Raw genomic sequence first — 16,107 nt, 5'->3', positions numbered from 1 at the left:
GACGAAGAGAAGCAAATATATCGTACAGAACCATATTTGAAAAATATGTTTGTAGGCAATGTACGAATGATGGATCATATTTATGAACTTGAGGATATTAATGTTCAATATGGTGCTTGTGATGTGGAAATGGATTTAACAACTGCTATGATTCCAGAAGGAGAAACAGTAATTGTTATTCGAGGTGTCGTTGGTAATATTCGTTTATATGTGCCATATGATATTGAACTTTCTTTAAATCATTCTGTTATTGTCGGCCGTGTGCTCTTGCCAGGTCATGAAGAGACAGGGTTTAACCGCAATGTTACATTTAGAACAGAGCAGTATAAAGAGGCTCCTCGTCGTATTAAAATTATTTCTTCGCTTGTCGTAGGCGACACGGAAGTGAGGAAAGTATAATGAAGAAACAAAAAAATATTTCGTGGATGTATATTCGTTATTCTATGTTGTCCTCTGTTAGTATCGCACTCATTTGTACAATTGTATATGTATGGAAAAGCGAGCAACAAGTGTATGATTTATTATGGAAGGAATCCATCGCTTCTGTTCCAATTGGCTTGTTTATTATGACTACAAGTTTACTTATCGGGGGAATTGTAGGATATGCAATCGGTTACTATATAGAGCAGCGTATACAAGGATTAAATACTTTTCTATTTGAAGTAGAGCGAGGGAATTTTCCGAGCGATGTTTCGTTTACTGCAGATGATGAATTTCATGAAGTGGAACGAAAAGTAATCGCTCTGGCTCGTCGATTAGAGGAGCAAGCGGGACTCTTTCAAAAAGTAACGAATGAACGAGCTCATTGGAATGAAGAGATGAGACAAGAAGCGATATCTCAAGAAAGGCATCGTTTAGCAAGGGAGTTGCATGATTCAGTAAGTCAGCAGCTTTTCGCAATGTCGATGATGATGTCAGCGATTAATGAACAAATAACTGAATTTCCAGATGTGACAAAAAAACAATTACAACTTGTTGAAAATATGGTTGTAAATGCTCAATCAGAAATGAGAGCATTGCTCCTTCATTTACGTCCTGTACAATTGGAAGGAAAGAAACTGACAGAAGGTATAGAGGAATTATTAACGGAATTATCGCGAAAACAACATATGAAAATTGAATGGCTTATTGAGCCAATAGAATTAAAAAAAGGTGTAGAAGATCATTTATTCCGTATTGTGCAAGAAGCGCTATCAAACACGTTGCGACACGCGAAGGCAAAGAAAACAGAAGTGCGCCTTCGAAAAATTGATCAATATGCGATTTTAAAAATCATTGATGACGGTGTTGGGTTTGAAGTAGGCGTTAATAAAGCCGGTTCCTATGGCTTAAGATCGATGCAAGAGCGTGTTCATGAAATTGGTGGGACACTCAAGGTACTTAGTTTCCCGGCCAAAGGTACACAAATAGAAGTGAAAGTACCGATTATGCTTGAGAGAGGGGGAGAAGTATGATAAAAGTATTGCTTGTCGATGATCATGAAATGGTTCGTATGGGTGTATCGGCATATTTATCTACACAGCCAGATATTGAAGTAGTAGGGGAAGCTGAAAATGGAAAAAAAGGATCAGAATTAGCACTGCAATTAAGACCGGATATTATTTTAATGGATCTTGTTATGGATGAGATGGATGGTGTCGAAGCAACACGTGCTATTATTCAAGAATGGCCAGAAGCAAAAATTGTAGTTGTAACAAGCTTTTTAGATGACGAAAAATTGTATCCTGTTATTGAGGCTGGGGCGACTAGTTATTTATTAAAAACATCAAGAGCAAGTGATATTGCAGATGCTGTACGAGCTACTTACGGTGGAGAAACAGTATTAGAGCCGAAAGTTACCGGGAAAATGATGTCCCGTATGCGTCAAAAGAAAGAGCAACCTTTGCATGATGATTTAACGGAAAGAGAGTTTGAGATTTTGTTATTAATTGCAGAGGGAAAAAGTAATCAAGAGATTGCGGATGAGTTATTTATTGCACTAAAAACGGTAAAGACACATGTGAGTAATATATTAAATAAATTGAATGTAAGTGATCGTACTCAGGCAGTTATTTATGCATTTAGACATCAATTAACGAAGTGATAAAGTGAAACTTTAATTGGCGGGGGGATTCCTCGCTAATTATTGGCTCGCTACAATATAGATTTGGCGTTAAAACCATTGAATGTTTTTATTGACGATAAATATTGTAAGCGTTATCATCGAGGTGTTAACAGTACATATAAAGGGGAGAATGTATATGTTAGTTCAAACTATATTCGGAATGGATAAGTCTAAAAAATTAGGGGATTATGTGAACGCATTACAAGCACTTTGTGAACAATATAATGTTGAAACAGATAAAATTGCGATTATTGAGGCAACAGAGGAATACTATTTATTTTTAGTAAAGCAAGAAGAGCACTATGATGTTGTCAAGGTAGAAACAGTTGATACGAATATTGAATATTATACGAAAGCTTATAAAATAAGCAGTTTTAATCATACTGCTTATCAAATGTAAAAAAACTCCCTTTTGGGAGTTTTTTTAGGAGGCTTTTACTTCGTTAGATTCGGTTAGTAATGGAACTTTTTTCGTACCGCTTAACTTAGCGATTGCAAGGCCAATAAGAGCTCCTGCTAATGCTGGTATTAGCCAGCCGATTCCTTCATTATATAAAGGGATAAATTCAAAATATGGTGTGATGAATGAAACTGAAATACCACCTTGTTTTAATCCATCAAATACGCTCACTACAGCTGCTCCGATTAAAGCACCTACATAAACAGAGCGATATCCACCGAAGTATTTATGAAGTAACGATAGTAGTACGAGTACAATCGCAATTGGATACACAACAAGTAGAATTGGAACAGAGATTGCGATAATTTTCGTTAAACCTAAGTTGGCAACTAATAATCCTAATGCGCAAATGATACTCGCGAACGTTTTGTATGAGAATGTAGTCAATAATGTTGAAAAATATTGGCTGCACGCAGATACGAGTCCAACGCATGTCGTTAAACAAGCGAGTGTAACGATAAGAGATAATAGGAGCAAACCGTACGGACCGAATAATTGTTGTACGATAACAGTAAGTAGCTGTCCACCATTTTTTGCATATCCGAGAGAGACACTAGTTGCCCCAAGCCAGCCGAGTGCACCATATACAAGTACGAGTCCTGTAGCGGCAATAAGCCCTGCTTTTGCTGTGGCGATGGCAATGGACTTACGATCATTCACACCTTTAGAGCGAATTGCATTTACAACGATAATTCCAAATGCAAGTGCTGAGATGGTGTCCATTGTTAAGTACCCTTCCATAAAGCCTTTGAAGATTGGAGAAGTTTGATACTCTTGCATAGCTGGTCCTGATTGCCCAAGTGGTGTAAAGACACTTTTAACAAACAATAAGAAAATTGAGAGTAATAAAATAGGTGTTAATATATTTCCAATACGATCGACAAGTTTAGATGGATTTAAACTCAGCCAAAATACGAAAGTAAAGAATATGATTGTATATACAAATAGCACTAGGCTGCTAGAGCGGATTGTTTCTGGTAAGAAAGAACTAACACCCATTTCATAAGCGACATTTGCAACACGTGGGATGCCCATGGATGGACCGATGGCAATGTATACAACTACTGTAAAGAAAATTCCGAATAATGGATGGACATGACTCGCGAGTTGCTGCATCCCATTTCCTGATAGAGAAATTGCGATAACAGTTAGTAGTGGTAAGCCAACTCCTGTTAGTAAAAATCCAATCATTGCTGGCCAAAAGTTTTCACCTGCGTTTTGTCCAAGCATGGGAGGGAAAATTAAATTACCTGCCCCAAAAAATAAAGAAAATAGCATAAGACCCGTGAAAAAAATATGTTTTTTTGATACAGTGTTCATTGTTTTTCCTCCTTTTTTAAATTCATTTGTAAGAACACAAAAAACTCGTCCCTAAAGAAAGGGACGAGTTATATTTACCCGCGATACCACCCTAATTTATACATGTAGAAATAAATCTATATGTATACGGCTTTGCAACGTACAACATGATACGTGTTCCTTGTAACGGGGGACGGCCGGTAAGAACTTACTGTAACATTCGGTTCTACTTCTCGGAGATGATTTTCGGTTACGCACTGAACGTTGGCTTTCAGCAAATTGCCAACTCTCTGGGGAACAGTTCTATAACGTACTCGTTCTCGTCAATGAATTTTTATTCAAGTATTCTGACAGTATTGTTGCATGTTTTTTTTAGAAAGTCAATATGTTTTTTGAAAGATATATTTATATACGGAAATATCGAAAGTAAAATTCGTTGTTGCAAAAGGAATAATGAATTGTAAAATGGGAGTAAAAATTTGCGGAGAATTGTAAAATTTATAGAGAAAGTTGATATTTATAGGAGTAAAGAAGGGATTATTTGAATTTACAGAGAATATTACAACAATCCACTTGCTGGAAAGAACAAACCAAAAGAGGTGACTGAAATGCTTGCGATGGGAGTATTATTTGGCATTATTGCTATAATTGGTTTTATGTGGTTATATTATTCGCGTTCGTTTAAACAAGCAGAAGTTTTACTCTTTCAAAAAGGTAGTTTGTTGACAAATCAGTCTAGATATTTAGTATGTCCGAAGTGTGGAAGTGCACAGGCCAGAAGTGGAGGATATCAAGAGTGTTGCAAAATTAGATTATGAAAGAAAGGAAGCCTCACATTATTTTGTGAGGCTTCCTTCCTTACAACTTCATGGCGCTCCAAATTGTCCATCGATCTCTTTCAATAATAGGAGAGACGTTTTGTAATGCGGTCTGTATATGTTGTAGAAGTTGAGAAATTTCATCATCTGTTAACTCATATAGAATGGATCGACCTGTTCGAGGAGATAAATCTTGTAGCAATGCTTCTACAGAATCATGTATTTTTCGTACTTCCCATTGTGTTTGTGTGGGAAGTACGTGAAGAGAATGTTTTTGTAATTCTTTCTGTATCGTGTTAGTTTTTGGACGTCTTTTTGACTCTATTTCAATGAGTTTTGGAAATATAGAGAAAAAATATCCACGAATGTGTTCGGGACTTCCTGGAACTGTACAATCTTCAATCGTTCGATCTTGTAAAATAAGTACACCGTTTTTATTTAATATACGAGAAGCTTCACATAAAAATGTAGGAATGTCTTGTAAATGATGAATAACTGCGCGCGAAATAACTATGTCGAATGTTTCATTAGGGTATGGGATATTATGTGCATCACCGTGGATGAATGAAATATTTGGAAAGTTGTTGCAATTTTCTTTTGCAGCTTGTAATATTTCTTTTGAAAAATCAAGTCCCACAACATTTTTGGCTCCCATAAGAGCAAGTTCTTTCGTATAAATCCCGCCACCGCAGCCAATATCAATTATTTGCTTGTTTTGTATGTCTGTAATGTTTGTTACCATTTCAGCCCAAGAAATATGAGCGTTTCTTGTTGCGTATGTGTATTTATTATTTGCATCATGAAAATTAATGGACATGATAAAGACCTCCTTTCAATGATTAGTATAACTTATTTAATAGGATGTCACGTTTTTGTTTTATGTATGAAGATTATAAGAATTTCTTATCGTAAAAGGAGGATTAATTTGAAAGGGAAATATGTATTGTTGTTATTTGTTATGTTACTAGCAGCTTGTGGTCAAGCTGAGCAAAAAAAAGAAACAAAAAAAGTAGAAGAGACGGTGAATGAAGTGAAAGAAACAATAGGGGGAACCGTTATACAAAAAAAACATAAAGAGAAAAAGTTGCAGGAATCAGAAGCGAAGTTAGTAATAGACATTTTGGATAAAGCTGAGAAACAAGAAATAACCGGAAGCTTCGGTGAACCTGAATATGAAATACAAATTAGTAGAGATGGGAAAAAAGAAACTTATTATGCATGGTTAAGGGGAGAAGATAGACGAGGATGGGTGCAATATAAGAAAGCTATGTATATGTTGAATGAAAAAGATACGGAAAAGCTTCTGGCTATATTTCCAAATGTTTCAGAACAAAAAGAAGATGAGATGCAGGTAGGTCCTTTAACGGAAGTAACAAAAAAAGATTTGCAGATTACTGCGTTTCATATTAAAGTAGGCGATCAAAATGTGAATTATATGGTACGGTATACGATTTCACAATCACTATACAACAAGTTAGTGAAGGAACAAGAATATTATTTGCAACTCACTTTCCCAGAAAAAGTTCAAAAATTAATTGGAGCAAAAGAGAGTGAAATGATTTTAGGTGAAAAAGTAAAGGAAGGGTATAAGCAATATGAATTGCATGCTACTGTTCCGATAAAAGGTGCTTCAGAATCACAATTAAAATCATTAGAAACATATTACGAAAAGTATGATTTAAAAATATTAAACAGTGAAAAAGAAAAAATAGGCGTGTTTCAAAATATAATTCAAATCGTTAAAGAGTATGGTGAAAAAATGAATTTTCAAAGATAAAGTGAGACTTTAATCGGCGGAGGATGCTCATTTTTCATTGATTAATAGTCTTTGCCAATTCAGCGTTGACTCCCGCTTAACTTCTTTGTTCCAACTGAATTTTGAGGTAAGATCCTTATTGGCTGTAATTGAATTAAAATTCTATGTAGCCTTTCCTAGGAAATGATAATAGAGAGGGGGAAGAGCACCCTCTCTATTATTTTGCTTTTGCAGATGGCTCATTCATTGATTTTCGTGTAATAAGAAATGAAATCATAAGAGCGGAAAGAATGATAAGAGTGATAAGTAAGTGATTTGGCAACCAATCTAATAATAATACATAGCTCACAGTATAAAAAATAAGAGTTGAAGCTAAAAATGATAAAACACCTATTATGAGAGATTGTAAATTCATTCGTATGCACCTCCTTTATTTATATTTTTGGCTAAAAATGGATTAAATAAACATTATTTCTAACAATAGAAAAAAATATGTCATAATAGAGGCAAGAATAATTTTTGATGGGCTTTTATGACTCGTCACAGGGGGTTAAAGGAGAGAGAGATGAAAAATAATAAAAAAGGATTATGGGGAATTATTGTTGCCATAGGATTATTTCTACTGTCTAAGTTAAAGTGGATATTTGCAATTTTTAAATTAGCAAAGTTTTCAACGGTATTTAGTATGTTTCTATCGCTTGGCGCATACGCAGTTATATATGGTTGGAAATTTGGAGTAGCGCTCATTTATTTGTTGTTTGTTCATGAAATGGGCCATTTATGGGCTGCGAAAAGAAAAGGGATCCCAACATCGCCAGCAATCTTTATTCCATTTATGGGGGCTCTTATTGGAATGAAAGAGATGCCGAAAAATGCAAAAGATGAAGCTTACATTGCCTATATGGGTCCGCTTTTCGGACTTCTGTCATTTTTACCAGCGATACTACTTTATATAATGACGAAAGAGCCATTTTGGGCGCTTGTTATTTTGCTTGGAAGTATGATTAATTTCTTTAATTTAATTCCCGTTTCGCCGCTAGATGGTGGGCGAATTATTTCAGTTGTCAGTACTAAAATTTGGGGAGCAGGACTTATTTTATTACTTGGCTATTCAATTTACTTTAAAAGTATTTTGGGAGGATTTATTGTTATTATCGGTTGTATGGAATTATATAGAGTGATAAAGAGAGATGAGCCGATTAAGGAATTAGGGCATAAAATTGATGGGATGAAAGAATATGTTGCTAGGCTTGAAGAGGAATTAAAAGAAACGGGTGCTGTACATCGGACTATATACATGATGCATCATGAGATGAATGCATTAAGACAAAGAGAACGGGAAAAAGAGTTACAAATAGGTGAACTTCAAAAAATGGAAGTGTTAGAGTATCTTTTACCGAAGTTCGAACCATTAGATTATGTTCCATATGAAGATGAAAAAGATGAGTATACTATTCACATAAGAGAAGCATTTGAAGCGTCAGAAAGAAAATTAAATGAATGGAAAACAGAAAAGGAACAACAAGAAAACTATTATAAAGTGGATACGAAAACGAAATGGACAGTATTTGCTTGTTATATCGGATTAATAGCTATACTTGGTTATACAGCTTATGAAGGTTATATTGTTTTACAGGAGCATTTGCCAAGACGAAATGTGTAGAAAAATATTGTCGAAATGATAGGAAGAATTAATACAGGAATTATATTTCTACGAGAGAATGTTACAAGTATAGTCATACATTGTAATATCTTTAGTAGAGAAGGAGTTCTGTATATGAAGAAATTGTTAAGTGTATTCGGGATTATTATCGTAATGATCATTGCGAGTTATAGTCTTATGAAAGTGCTGTTACATTATGCGAATAAGCCTGCTGAGGTAAATACAATAGCTCAAGTAGAAGATGTGCAAGAAGAGACAAAAGTGCTAGATTTTATTCGAATGACACATGAAAGCTATAATAATTTCTTAAATTACGGTAAAGCAGAGAATTATACAGACGGGGATTGGAATCAATTTAAGCAATGGTTTCAACAACAAGAACCATCTTTAAAAAATATACATACGGAAATAAAGAATGAAAAAATAAAACGCGATGTAAATAGAAGCTATGAAATTGTAAAAAAAGGTGTGGAACTTCAAAATATTGAGTATGTAGTGTATGCCCACCGTGTATATCATGACTTGGATATTATCGTAAATAAATATAGAGGTGAAACGAATATCTGGGGGTATACGGAGTTTGGTGATGGGAAAGATAGAAAGGTAATTGAACAAGCTATACAAACAAAATAATAAGCTAGCTAGAATTCTAGTTAGCTTATTTTCTTTTGTAAATGCAATGTTCATATATTATTCACAAAAACAACGTGTTAATAGTGATTAAAATCACAATCTGCATTATAAGATTCAGTTAAACTAAAAACAGTTAAGGAAATAGAGGAGTGGGATACAATGTTAAGTGCAAAAACAATTGAAATCGTAAAGTCAACAGTACCATTATTACAAGAAAAAGGCGTTGAAATTACAACGAGATTTTATCAAATTTTATTTTCGGAACATCCGGAGTTATTGAATATTTTCAACCATACGAATCAGAAAAAGGGAAGACAACAACAAGCGTTAGCGAATGCTGTTTATGCTGCTGCAATGTACATTGATAATTTAGAAGCTATTATTCCAGTTGTAAAACAAATTGGTCATAAGCATAGAAGTTTAGGTATTAAAGCTGAGCATTATCCGATTGTAGGCACATGTTTACTACGTGCCATTAAAGAGGTCGCAGGTGCACCTGATGAAGTTTTAAATGCATGGGGAGAAGCATATGGTGTCATTGCTGATGCATTTATTAGCATTGAAGCAGAGATGTATGAAGAAGCTGCACATAAAGAAGGTGGATGGAAAGACTTCCGCAACTTTGTGATTGTTAAAAAAGTGAAGGAAAGCGATGTTATTACGTCATTTTATTTGAAACCTGAAGATGGAGGGAAAGTTTCTTCATTCATCCCAGGTCAATATGTAACGGTTCAAATCAATATTGAAGGTGAGACATATACACATAATCGTCAATACAGTTTATCCGATGCTCCTGGGAAAGAATATTATCGTATTAGTGTAAAGAAAGAAAAAGGTGTAGATACACCAGACGGTAAAGTGTCTAATTACTTACATGAACATGTAAAAGAAGGAGATATTTTGCCAGTAAGTGCACCAGCGGGAGATTTCGTATTAAAAATGGATTCAACGTTACCAGTTGTACTAATTAGTGGTGGAGTAGGGATTACACCGATGATGAGTATGTTAAATACGTTAATTGAACAAGATTCAAAACGAAATGTATATTTTGTTCATGCAGCAATAAATAGTAATACACATGCAATGAAAGAACATGTTAAGGCAGTAGACAATGAATATGAACAAGTTAAAGCATACACTTGTTATTCTGCACCAACTGAAAAAGATTTGGAAACGAAGAACTTTGATAAAGAAGGATTTATTGAAGCAGAATGGTTACAAACTATTATTCCGACAACTGAAGCAGAATTTTATTTCTGTGGTCCAGTAGCATTTATGAAGCATATAAATGCTGCACTAACTGATTTAGGTGTGAAACAAGAGCATATTCATTATGAATTTTTCGGCCCAGCAACAAGCTTACAATAAGACGGATGAGAATAAACAAAAAAACGAGGTATTTATTTTACCTCGTTTTTTATTTGTTCTCGTAATAAACGGTTAACTGTTTCACGGCGTATGCCTATCAGTTGACCAATTTCAGTTTGTGTTAATATTTCATATATAGGAATGTCATCTAAATATAATGTGAACCATTCTTGTAAACGATGAAGACGTTCTTTTGGTGAGACGGTTGTCAATTGATCAATTCGTTGTTGCATCATTCTTAATTTCGATTGCAATTGCATAGCGATGTTGGCATATGATTCAGGATTTGCTTGAAGTCTCTCATACCATTCACTACTAGTAATTGGTTCCACTTCTGTTTTTATTAAAGCGATAGCTGTACCGTGATATTCTTTCGGTGAAATTAAAGAATGATGAGGTATCGTTTCACCTGGAACGATAATGTTGAATAAAAATGGTGTTCCGTCTTCTTCTAACCGAACTACTTTTAATAAGCCAGTTTTTATAAAGTATAAAGGACCGTCCTCGCCTTGACGGAATAGTACATCTCCTTTGTGTAGAATCAATGTTAGCCCCCCATTAATATGTTTCTATTTCTTCTATTTTAGCGTATATGTATATAGACAATATGCTATTTCAACAGCAATTTCATTGACGAAATGTATGCTATTACAGTAGTATACTATTTAGTGTGTAATAGTACTAGCAATGAATACGCTGTAGGGGGTTTAGTATATTGTTAGATGCGATGAGAATGACGGATATGAGAATTCCGGCGAATGCTATCATTCATGTAGAAGAGATGAAAGGTGGAGTCGTTTTATCCGTTGAAGTAGACGGCCAAATTATTTATACGATGGCTTATGATGAAGAAACAGATAGTTATGCTGAATTATATGATCGAAATGATAAGAGGGCGTGCCAAGTACATGAAGACTTTATGGGATGGTCACTTCTTCACTAAAAAAGATGTCAATATGACATCTTTTTTATTAAATCGATAGAATATACAAAGAAATGAAATATAAGGATAAAATTTGTAATAATTGATTTTGCATTGTTAGCACTCTGTAACTGCAAGTGAACTATTTTTTCGCTATCATAAAGATAACAGTCGCAGTTATAGGAGTGGTCAACTTGAAGAAAGTACATATTTCAAATTATATGTTATTATGTGTTTGTTTAATTTTATTTGTTCTCCTCGGAGGATTTTTATATTCATGTGTATAAGAAAAACGCATTCTAAAAAGAATACGTTATAAAAGGGAAATAATGATTAATCTAGTTCCAAGAATAATTAACGTAATACGTAATAAATTAATTACGGCGTTACCACTCAGTTTTGTATTAATGTAAGCCCCGATTTTTCCGCCGATCCATGCACCAGGAATAAGGATTAATGCATAAATCCAGCTGACATTTCCAAGTGAGATGTGAGTTGCAGAACTTACAATTGCTGATAGAAATACGATGAACATTGAAGTTGCTACTGCAATATGTGCTGGGAATGCAAAAAGAAGCATCATTGCTGGAACAAGTAAGGCACCGCCACCAATTCCAAATAACCCAGATATAAACCCAACTATAAAGGCAATAAAGATAGCAAGAAACGGTGGGAATTGATAGTGTACAGTATTTCCATCATTATCTGTAAAAGAACGCTTAATTACAGACGTATTTGAGAGGGAAAGAGGTTTTAATTTGTCTCGAAGCATAAGTAGAATTGAGACGAATATAAGGAAAATCCCAAAGTATAAAGAAAATGTGTCTTGGTTTAAAAATTTATTTGCCCATGATCCGATAATACCACCAGGGCCGCTTCCGATAAATAAAATAAGTCCACTTTTATAATCTACTCGTTTATGCTTCATGTAAGTAAGGGTGGAAGATAGCCCTGTAAAAACGACTGTTACCATAGAAGTCCCTACTGCAAGTTGTGGTGATAAACTGTGTAATCCAATTAATAACGGAACAATAATAATTCCGCCTCCAAGCCCAACTAGGCTGCCGACTGTCCCGGCGATTAGTCCGATGAAAAGTAACATGATGTATTCCAAAATTGCCAACTCCTCTAAATAACTTATCCACCAATTATTATACACGCTTTTTAATGAGAAATAGGCTTGTTCACAAAAAAGTCGTCTTCCTAGAAAAATAAGGAAGACGACTTTTGATTAGAAAACAAAATGTAATAGGTAGTAAAACAGAGCAGCTAAAGAAGCTGAAATAGGAAGTGTAATAACCCATGTAATTAACATACGTTTTGCAGTTCCCCATTTTACCCCTTTCACACGGTGAGAAGCACCAACCCCTAAAATAGAAGAAGAGATAACGTGCGTCGTACTAACCGGTAAGTGAATGAATGTTGCACCGAAAATAACAAGTGATGATGATAAATCGGCAGCTACACCATTTACAGGACGAATTTTCATAATTTGTCCACCGACAGTTTTAATAATTTTCCATCCACCGACAGAAGTACCAAGCCCCATTGCGATAGCACAAGATAATTGTACCCAGAACGGAATATCGCTAGAAGTATGATAGTTATTAGCCATAAGAGCCATCGTAATGATACCCATTGCTTTTTGTGCATCATTCGTACCGTGTGTATAGGCTTGTAATGCTGCAGTGAAAATCTGGAATATACGGAAGTTTTTGTTCGTTTTCGTTAAGTTAAAGTTTTTAAAGACCACTTTAAAAATACTGTATACGATATAACCAATAACGAAAGCGATAATTGGTGAAATGATTAAAGCTTCAAGAATTTTAATGAATCCTTTAAGGTTTAATGAGCTAATACCAGCAGCAGCAATGGCTGCACCTGCGATTGAGCCAATAATTGCATGCGAAGAACTACTTGGGATACCGTAGTACCAAGTAATTAAGTTCCATGCTATCGCCGCAAGTAAAGCAGCTAAAATTACAAGAGAACCATTTTGTAAAGCAAATGGGTCAACGATATCTTTTGTAATCGTTTTTGCTACACCTGTAAATGTCATTGCACCTAAAAAGTTCATAATAGCTGCCATAATAATTGCATGTCTAGGCTTTAGAGCTTTCGTTGAAACAGCCGTTGCAATAGCGTTTGCTGTATCGTGAAATCCATTGATAAAGTCAAAAGCTAAAGCGCAAATGACTACTAAAACGGTCAGTATCAAGAGTGTATCCATGATCAAACTCCTTACGCGTTCTTCATAATAATTGTTTCTAATACGTTTGCAACGCTTTGACAGCTATCAGCTACTTCTTCAAGCTCTTCGTAAATCTCTTTAAATTGAATAATCTTAATCGGATCTTTCTCACGAGAGAATAAGTGCTTAATCGCATGACGACGAATATCATCGCATTGTGATTCGTAATCCTTAATCTTGATCGCGTTCGTACGAATGTCGACTAACTTCTTTTTAGACAGTAGTTCAACAGAATTTGCAATTTCAATTGCACATTGATTAATTGCTTCTACGAATTTAATCATGTATTCATCAGCTTCTGTAATAGAATACATTTCGAACAGACCAGCACTGTGATCTAATCCGTCTAATACATCATCCATACTCATTGCAAGTTGTAGGATGTCCTCACGTTCAATCGGAGTAATAAACGCTTTGTTTAGCTCCATAATGATTTCGTGAATAAATGAGTCACCTTTTGACTCATACTCTTTCATGCGCATAGAAAACTCTTTTAAATCGCTAGCATTTTTAATTTTATACTCCACGAAAAATTGCGCGCCTTCTTTTAAATTTTCGGAAACATTCATTAACATTTCAGAAAATTTATCTTTTTTTGATTTAAAGACCATTATTGTTACCCCCACAAAAGTAATATATGTAAAATATATTGGCTAATCAATTCTAACAAAAAACTGTCGTTTTTTAAAACATTTTATCGAAAAGTTTACAAAAACTTAACATAACTCTCGTTGTTCTATTAATAATATTAATATCCAATAGTGAATATCTTACTTGTAGAATGTCCTTTTCTTGCAAAAAGTATGAATGTAAAAGAAAAGCTTTACACTATAGGAATGACTACGTTATTATAATAAATTTAAAAGGCGGTATATTCTTCCTTTTAAAAAGAAGAGTGTAAATAAATGAAGGAAGTGAACGAATGAAATTGAAGAACACTCATTTTAAAAAAATGCTTGAGTGGTTCAATAAGAGGAAGAAACTTCGTAATTCATTAATTGTATTGGGAAGTGTACTTGTTACTATATTTATTGCTGTAAATATAATAATTTCCATTCAAGACATATCTGAATTAAAACAAGCTGTTCCACAACCGACTTTAATTTATGATGCAAATAATGAGGTCGCAACTAAATTAGCTTCTTCGAAAACAGAAGGCGTTAAAAGAAAAGATATTCCTGATATTATGGTTCAGGCAATTGTTGCAGTAGAAGATAAGGAATTTTTTAACCATCATGGTATTTATTATAGTGGAATTATAAGTGCAGTTTTTAAAAATATTACAGCAGGAGAAGTTGTAGCAGGGGGAAGTACAATTACACAGCAGCTCGCGAAGAATGTATTTCTGACACAAGATCGTACATTTTCTCGTAAAATAAAGGAATACTTTTTAACGAAAAAAATAGAACGTACTTATACAAAAGATGAAATTATTGAAATGTATATGAATCAAATCTATTTTGGAGAAGGTGCTTGGGGGATAAAAAGGGCAGCTAAATCGTATTTTGATAAAGATGTAAAAGATTTATCAATTTCAGAAGCTGCAACGATTGCGGGCTTAATTAAAGCGCCGTCTGCGTATTCGCCTTATAAAAACTTTAATAAATCAATTGAACGACGTAATGTCGTATTAAGTTTAATGAAGGAACAAGGATATATTTCTGAAGAACAATACAATAAAGAAAAAGAGTCAGGCCTTGTATTAAAACGTGGGGTTGATGATAAATATAAAGGTAAATACTCCCAATATGTAGACTATATAGTTAGGGAAGCGATGGATAAGTATGAATTAACACAAAATGAAATTTTAGCAGGTGGTTATCGTATTTATACAGAGCTTGATCCGAAAAAACAACAAGCTGTAGAAGATGTTGTGAATAATGATAGTTATTTTAAAGATAGTGGCTCAGATCAACTTATGCAAACAGGTGTAGTCCTTATAAATCCAAAGACAGGCGGTGTTCCTGCTTTAGTTGGAGGTAGAGGACCATATCAGTTTTTACAATTTAATCATGCTACGCAATTAAAAAGACAGCCAGGTTCAACATTAAAGCCTCTAGCTGTATATGTACCTGCTTTAGAACAAGGGTATGAAGTATACGATATATTAAAGGATGAACCATTTCATATTAAAGAATATGAACCGAAAAATAGTGATCAGGCTTTTCATGGTAATGTGACAATGTATGAAGCGGTAGCAAAGTCGTATAATGTTTCTGCTGTGTGGTTATTAGAGCAAATAGGATTAGATAAAGGATTGAAATCTTTAGAGCGATTTGGTATTCCATTAGTACCAGAAGACCGTACGTATCCAATTGCTTTAGGTGGGATGCATGTAGGGACATCTCCATTTGTAATGGCCCAAGCATATAGTACATTCGCTAATGATGGGGTTCAAGTAGAGGCTCATGCAATTAGAGAAGTTCAAAATGCTGAAGGGGAAATAATAGGAAAATGGTATAAAAAAGAGACACGAGTGACGAGTGAAAAAATTGCTCAAAAGATGACGTATTTATTAAAAGGTGTAGTCGAAAAGGGAACAGGTGAAAAAGCGAAAGTTAATAATGTTGATACAGCAGGAAAGACAGGGACTACTCAACTTGTAAATGGTCCGAGCGTAGGAGCGAAGGACTCGTGGTTTGTAGGATACACACCAGATTTAGTAGGTGCGATTTGGGTGGGATATGACAAAACAGATAGCGAGCATTATGTGCCAGGTGGTAGTCAAATTACGACGACGATGTTCCGAGACATCATGAAAAAAGCAAATGCAAACCCAGCCCAAAAAGCGTTCCAATTGTCGTTAATATCTGAGGCGGACTATAAAAAACAA

Annotated in this window: 18 protein-coding genes and 1 other annotated feature; of the genes, 11 read left to right on the top strand and 7 right to left on the bottom strand. The window is 34.7% G+C overall.

Annotated features, from left to right (window positions below):
* The 4 genes from liaF to MR170_RS26455 all read left to right on the top strand — a co-directional run.
* The coding region (gene liaF, locus MR170_RS26470; RefSeq protein WP_242309992.1) for a cell wall-active antibiotics response protein LiaF at positions 1 to 399 on the top strand (399 nt) is incomplete at its 5' end.
* Positions 399 to 1,454, top strand: a complete 1,056-nt coding sequence (locus MR170_RS26465) for a sensor histidine kinase (protein WP_016082309.1) — start codon at positions 399 to 401, stop codon at positions 1,452 to 1,454. The genes liaF and MR170_RS26465, both read left to right, overlap by 1 nt.
* Positions 1,451 to 2,083, top strand: a complete 633-nt coding sequence (locus tag MR170_RS26460) for a response regulator (RefSeq protein WP_242309989.1) — start codon at positions 1,451 to 1,453, stop codon at positions 2,081 to 2,083. The genes MR170_RS26465 and MR170_RS26460 overlap by 4 nt, the downstream gene beginning before the upstream one ends.
* Before the next feature lie 82 nt (positions 2,084 to 2,165).
* The gene (locus tag MR170_RS26455) at positions 2,166 to 2,504 is read left to right on the top strand and encodes a DUF3922 domain-containing protein (protein WP_140163928.1); all 339 of its coding nucleotides are present in this window, start codon (positions 2,166 to 2,168) and stop codon (positions 2,502 to 2,504) included.
* A 24-nt stretch (positions 2,505 to 2,528) separates the two neighbouring features.
* On the opposite strand, the gene brnQ3 is transcribed toward MR170_RS26455, so the two are convergent.
* A complete protein-coding gene (gene brnQ3 / locus MR170_RS26450; protein ID WP_016082307.1) occupies positions 2,529 to 3,884 on the bottom strand; it encodes a branched-chain amino acid transport system II carrier protein BrnQ3 in 1,356 nt (451 codons plus the stop codon).
* A gap of 56 nt (positions 3,885 to 3,940) precedes the next feature.
* Positions 3,941 to 4,199: a binding site (T-box leader), on the bottom strand.
* Positions 4,200 to 4,471: 272 nt separating this feature from the next.
* Between brnQ3 and MR170_RS26445 the strand changes: the two genes are divergently transcribed.
* Positions 4,472 to 4,681, top strand: coding sequence for a hypothetical protein (locus MR170_RS26445; RefSeq protein ID WP_000880630.1), 210 nt, complete (start codon positions 4,472 to 4,474; stop codon positions 4,679 to 4,681).
* Positions 4,682 to 4,721: 40 nt separating this feature from the next.
* On the opposite strand, the gene MR170_RS26440 is transcribed toward MR170_RS26445, so the two are convergent.
* Entirely contained in the window at positions 4,722 to 5,498 is a 777-nt protein-coding gene (locus MR170_RS26440; RefSeq protein WP_048563671.1) for a class I SAM-dependent methyltransferase, read from the bottom strand.
* A gap of 108 nt (positions 5,499 to 5,606) precedes the next feature.
* Between MR170_RS26440 and MR170_RS26435 the strand changes: the two genes are divergently transcribed.
* Positions 5,607 to 6,458 (top strand): YhfM domain-containing protein, encoded by an 852-nt coding sequence (locus MR170_RS26435; RefSeq protein ID WP_242309985.1) that lies wholly within the window; start codon positions 5,607 to 5,609, stop codon positions 6,456 to 6,458.
* 196 nt (positions 6,459 to 6,654) lie between these two features.
* Here MR170_RS26435 and MR170_RS26430 read toward each other — a convergent pair whose 3' ends face one another.
* Positions 6,655 to 6,852: a hypothetical protein gene (locus MR170_RS26430; RefSeq protein WP_016082303.1), complete on the bottom strand. Its 198-nt coding sequence runs from the start codon at positions 6,850 to 6,852 to the stop codon at positions 6,655 to 6,657.
* Positions 6,853 to 7,002: 150 nt separating this feature from the next.
* On the opposite strand from MR170_RS26430, the gene MR170_RS26425 reads away from it, so the two are divergent.
* The 3 genes from MR170_RS26425 to hmpA all read left to right on the top strand — a co-directional run bounded on the left by MR170_RS26425 (position 7,003) and on the right by hmpA (position 10,101).
* Positions 7,003 to 8,100, top strand: a complete 1,098-nt coding sequence (locus tag MR170_RS26425; protein ID WP_242309982.1) for a site-2 protease family protein — start codon at positions 7,003 to 7,005, stop codon at positions 8,098 to 8,100.
* 114 nt (positions 8,101 to 8,214) lie between these two features.
* Positions 8,215 to 8,733 carry a hypothetical protein gene (locus MR170_RS26420; protein WP_016082301.1) on the top strand — a complete coding sequence of 173 codons (519 nt, stop codon included), beginning with the start codon at positions 8,215 to 8,217 and terminating at the stop codon, positions 8,731 to 8,733.
* 159 nt (positions 8,734 to 8,892) lie between these two features.
* Positions 8,893 to 10,101, top strand: a complete 1,209-nt coding sequence (gene hmpA / locus MR170_RS26415) for an NO-inducible flavohemoprotein (RefSeq protein ID WP_224980913.1) — start codon at positions 8,893 to 8,895, stop codon at positions 10,099 to 10,101.
* A gap of 32 nt (positions 10,102 to 10,133) precedes the next feature.
* Here hmpA and MR170_RS26410 read toward each other — a convergent pair whose 3' ends face one another.
* Complete coding sequence (locus MR170_RS26410) at positions 10,134 to 10,646, bottom strand: Crp/Fnr family transcriptional regulator (RefSeq protein ID WP_016082299.1); 513 nt, start codon at positions 10,644 to 10,646, stop codon at positions 10,134 to 10,136.
* Between the two features lie 170 nt (positions 10,647 to 10,816).
* On the opposite strand from MR170_RS26410, the gene MR170_RS26405 reads away from it, so the two are divergent.
* Entirely contained in the window at positions 10,817 to 11,044 is a 228-nt protein-coding gene (locus MR170_RS26405; RefSeq protein ID WP_000883009.1) for a hypothetical protein, read from the top strand.
* A 292-nt stretch (positions 11,045 to 11,336) separates the two neighbouring features.
* On the opposite strand, the gene MR170_RS26400 is transcribed toward MR170_RS26405, so the two are convergent.
* The 3 genes from MR170_RS26400 to MR170_RS26390 all read right to left on the bottom strand — a co-directional run bounded on the left by MR170_RS26400 (position 11,337) and on the right by MR170_RS26390 (position 13,885).
* The gene (locus MR170_RS26400) at positions 11,337 to 12,137 is read right to left on the bottom strand and encodes a sulfite exporter TauE/SafE family protein (protein WP_000455762.1); all 801 of its coding nucleotides are present in this window, start codon (positions 12,135 to 12,137) and stop codon (positions 11,337 to 11,339) included.
* Between the two features lie 117 nt (positions 12,138 to 12,254).
* Positions 12,255 to 13,253, bottom strand: coding sequence for an inorganic phosphate transporter (locus MR170_RS26395; protein ID WP_000380276.1), 999 nt, complete (start codon positions 13,251 to 13,253; stop codon positions 12,255 to 12,257).
* Between the two features lie 11 nt (positions 13,254 to 13,264).
* Complete coding sequence (locus tag MR170_RS26390) at positions 13,265 to 13,885, bottom strand: DUF47 domain-containing protein (RefSeq protein ID WP_000231445.1); 621 nt, start codon at positions 13,883 to 13,885, stop codon at positions 13,265 to 13,267.
* Between the two features lie 311 nt (positions 13,886 to 14,196).
* On the opposite strand from MR170_RS26390, the gene MR170_RS26385 reads away from it, so the two are divergent.
* A partial coding sequence (locus tag MR170_RS26385) for a transglycosylase domain-containing protein (protein WP_242309980.1) occupies positions 14,197 to 16,107 on the top strand: 1,911 nt, incomplete at its 3' end.

This window comes from Bacillus cereus group sp. BfR-BA-01524 (assembly GCF_022662595.1).
In the GTDB taxonomy this organism is placed as follows: domain Bacteria; phylum Bacillota; class Bacilli; order Bacillales; family Bacillaceae_G; genus Bacillus_A; species Bacillus_A thuringiensis_S.
Note: the sequence above shows the minus strand (reverse complement) of the source record. Positions and strands in the feature narration are given on the sequence as shown.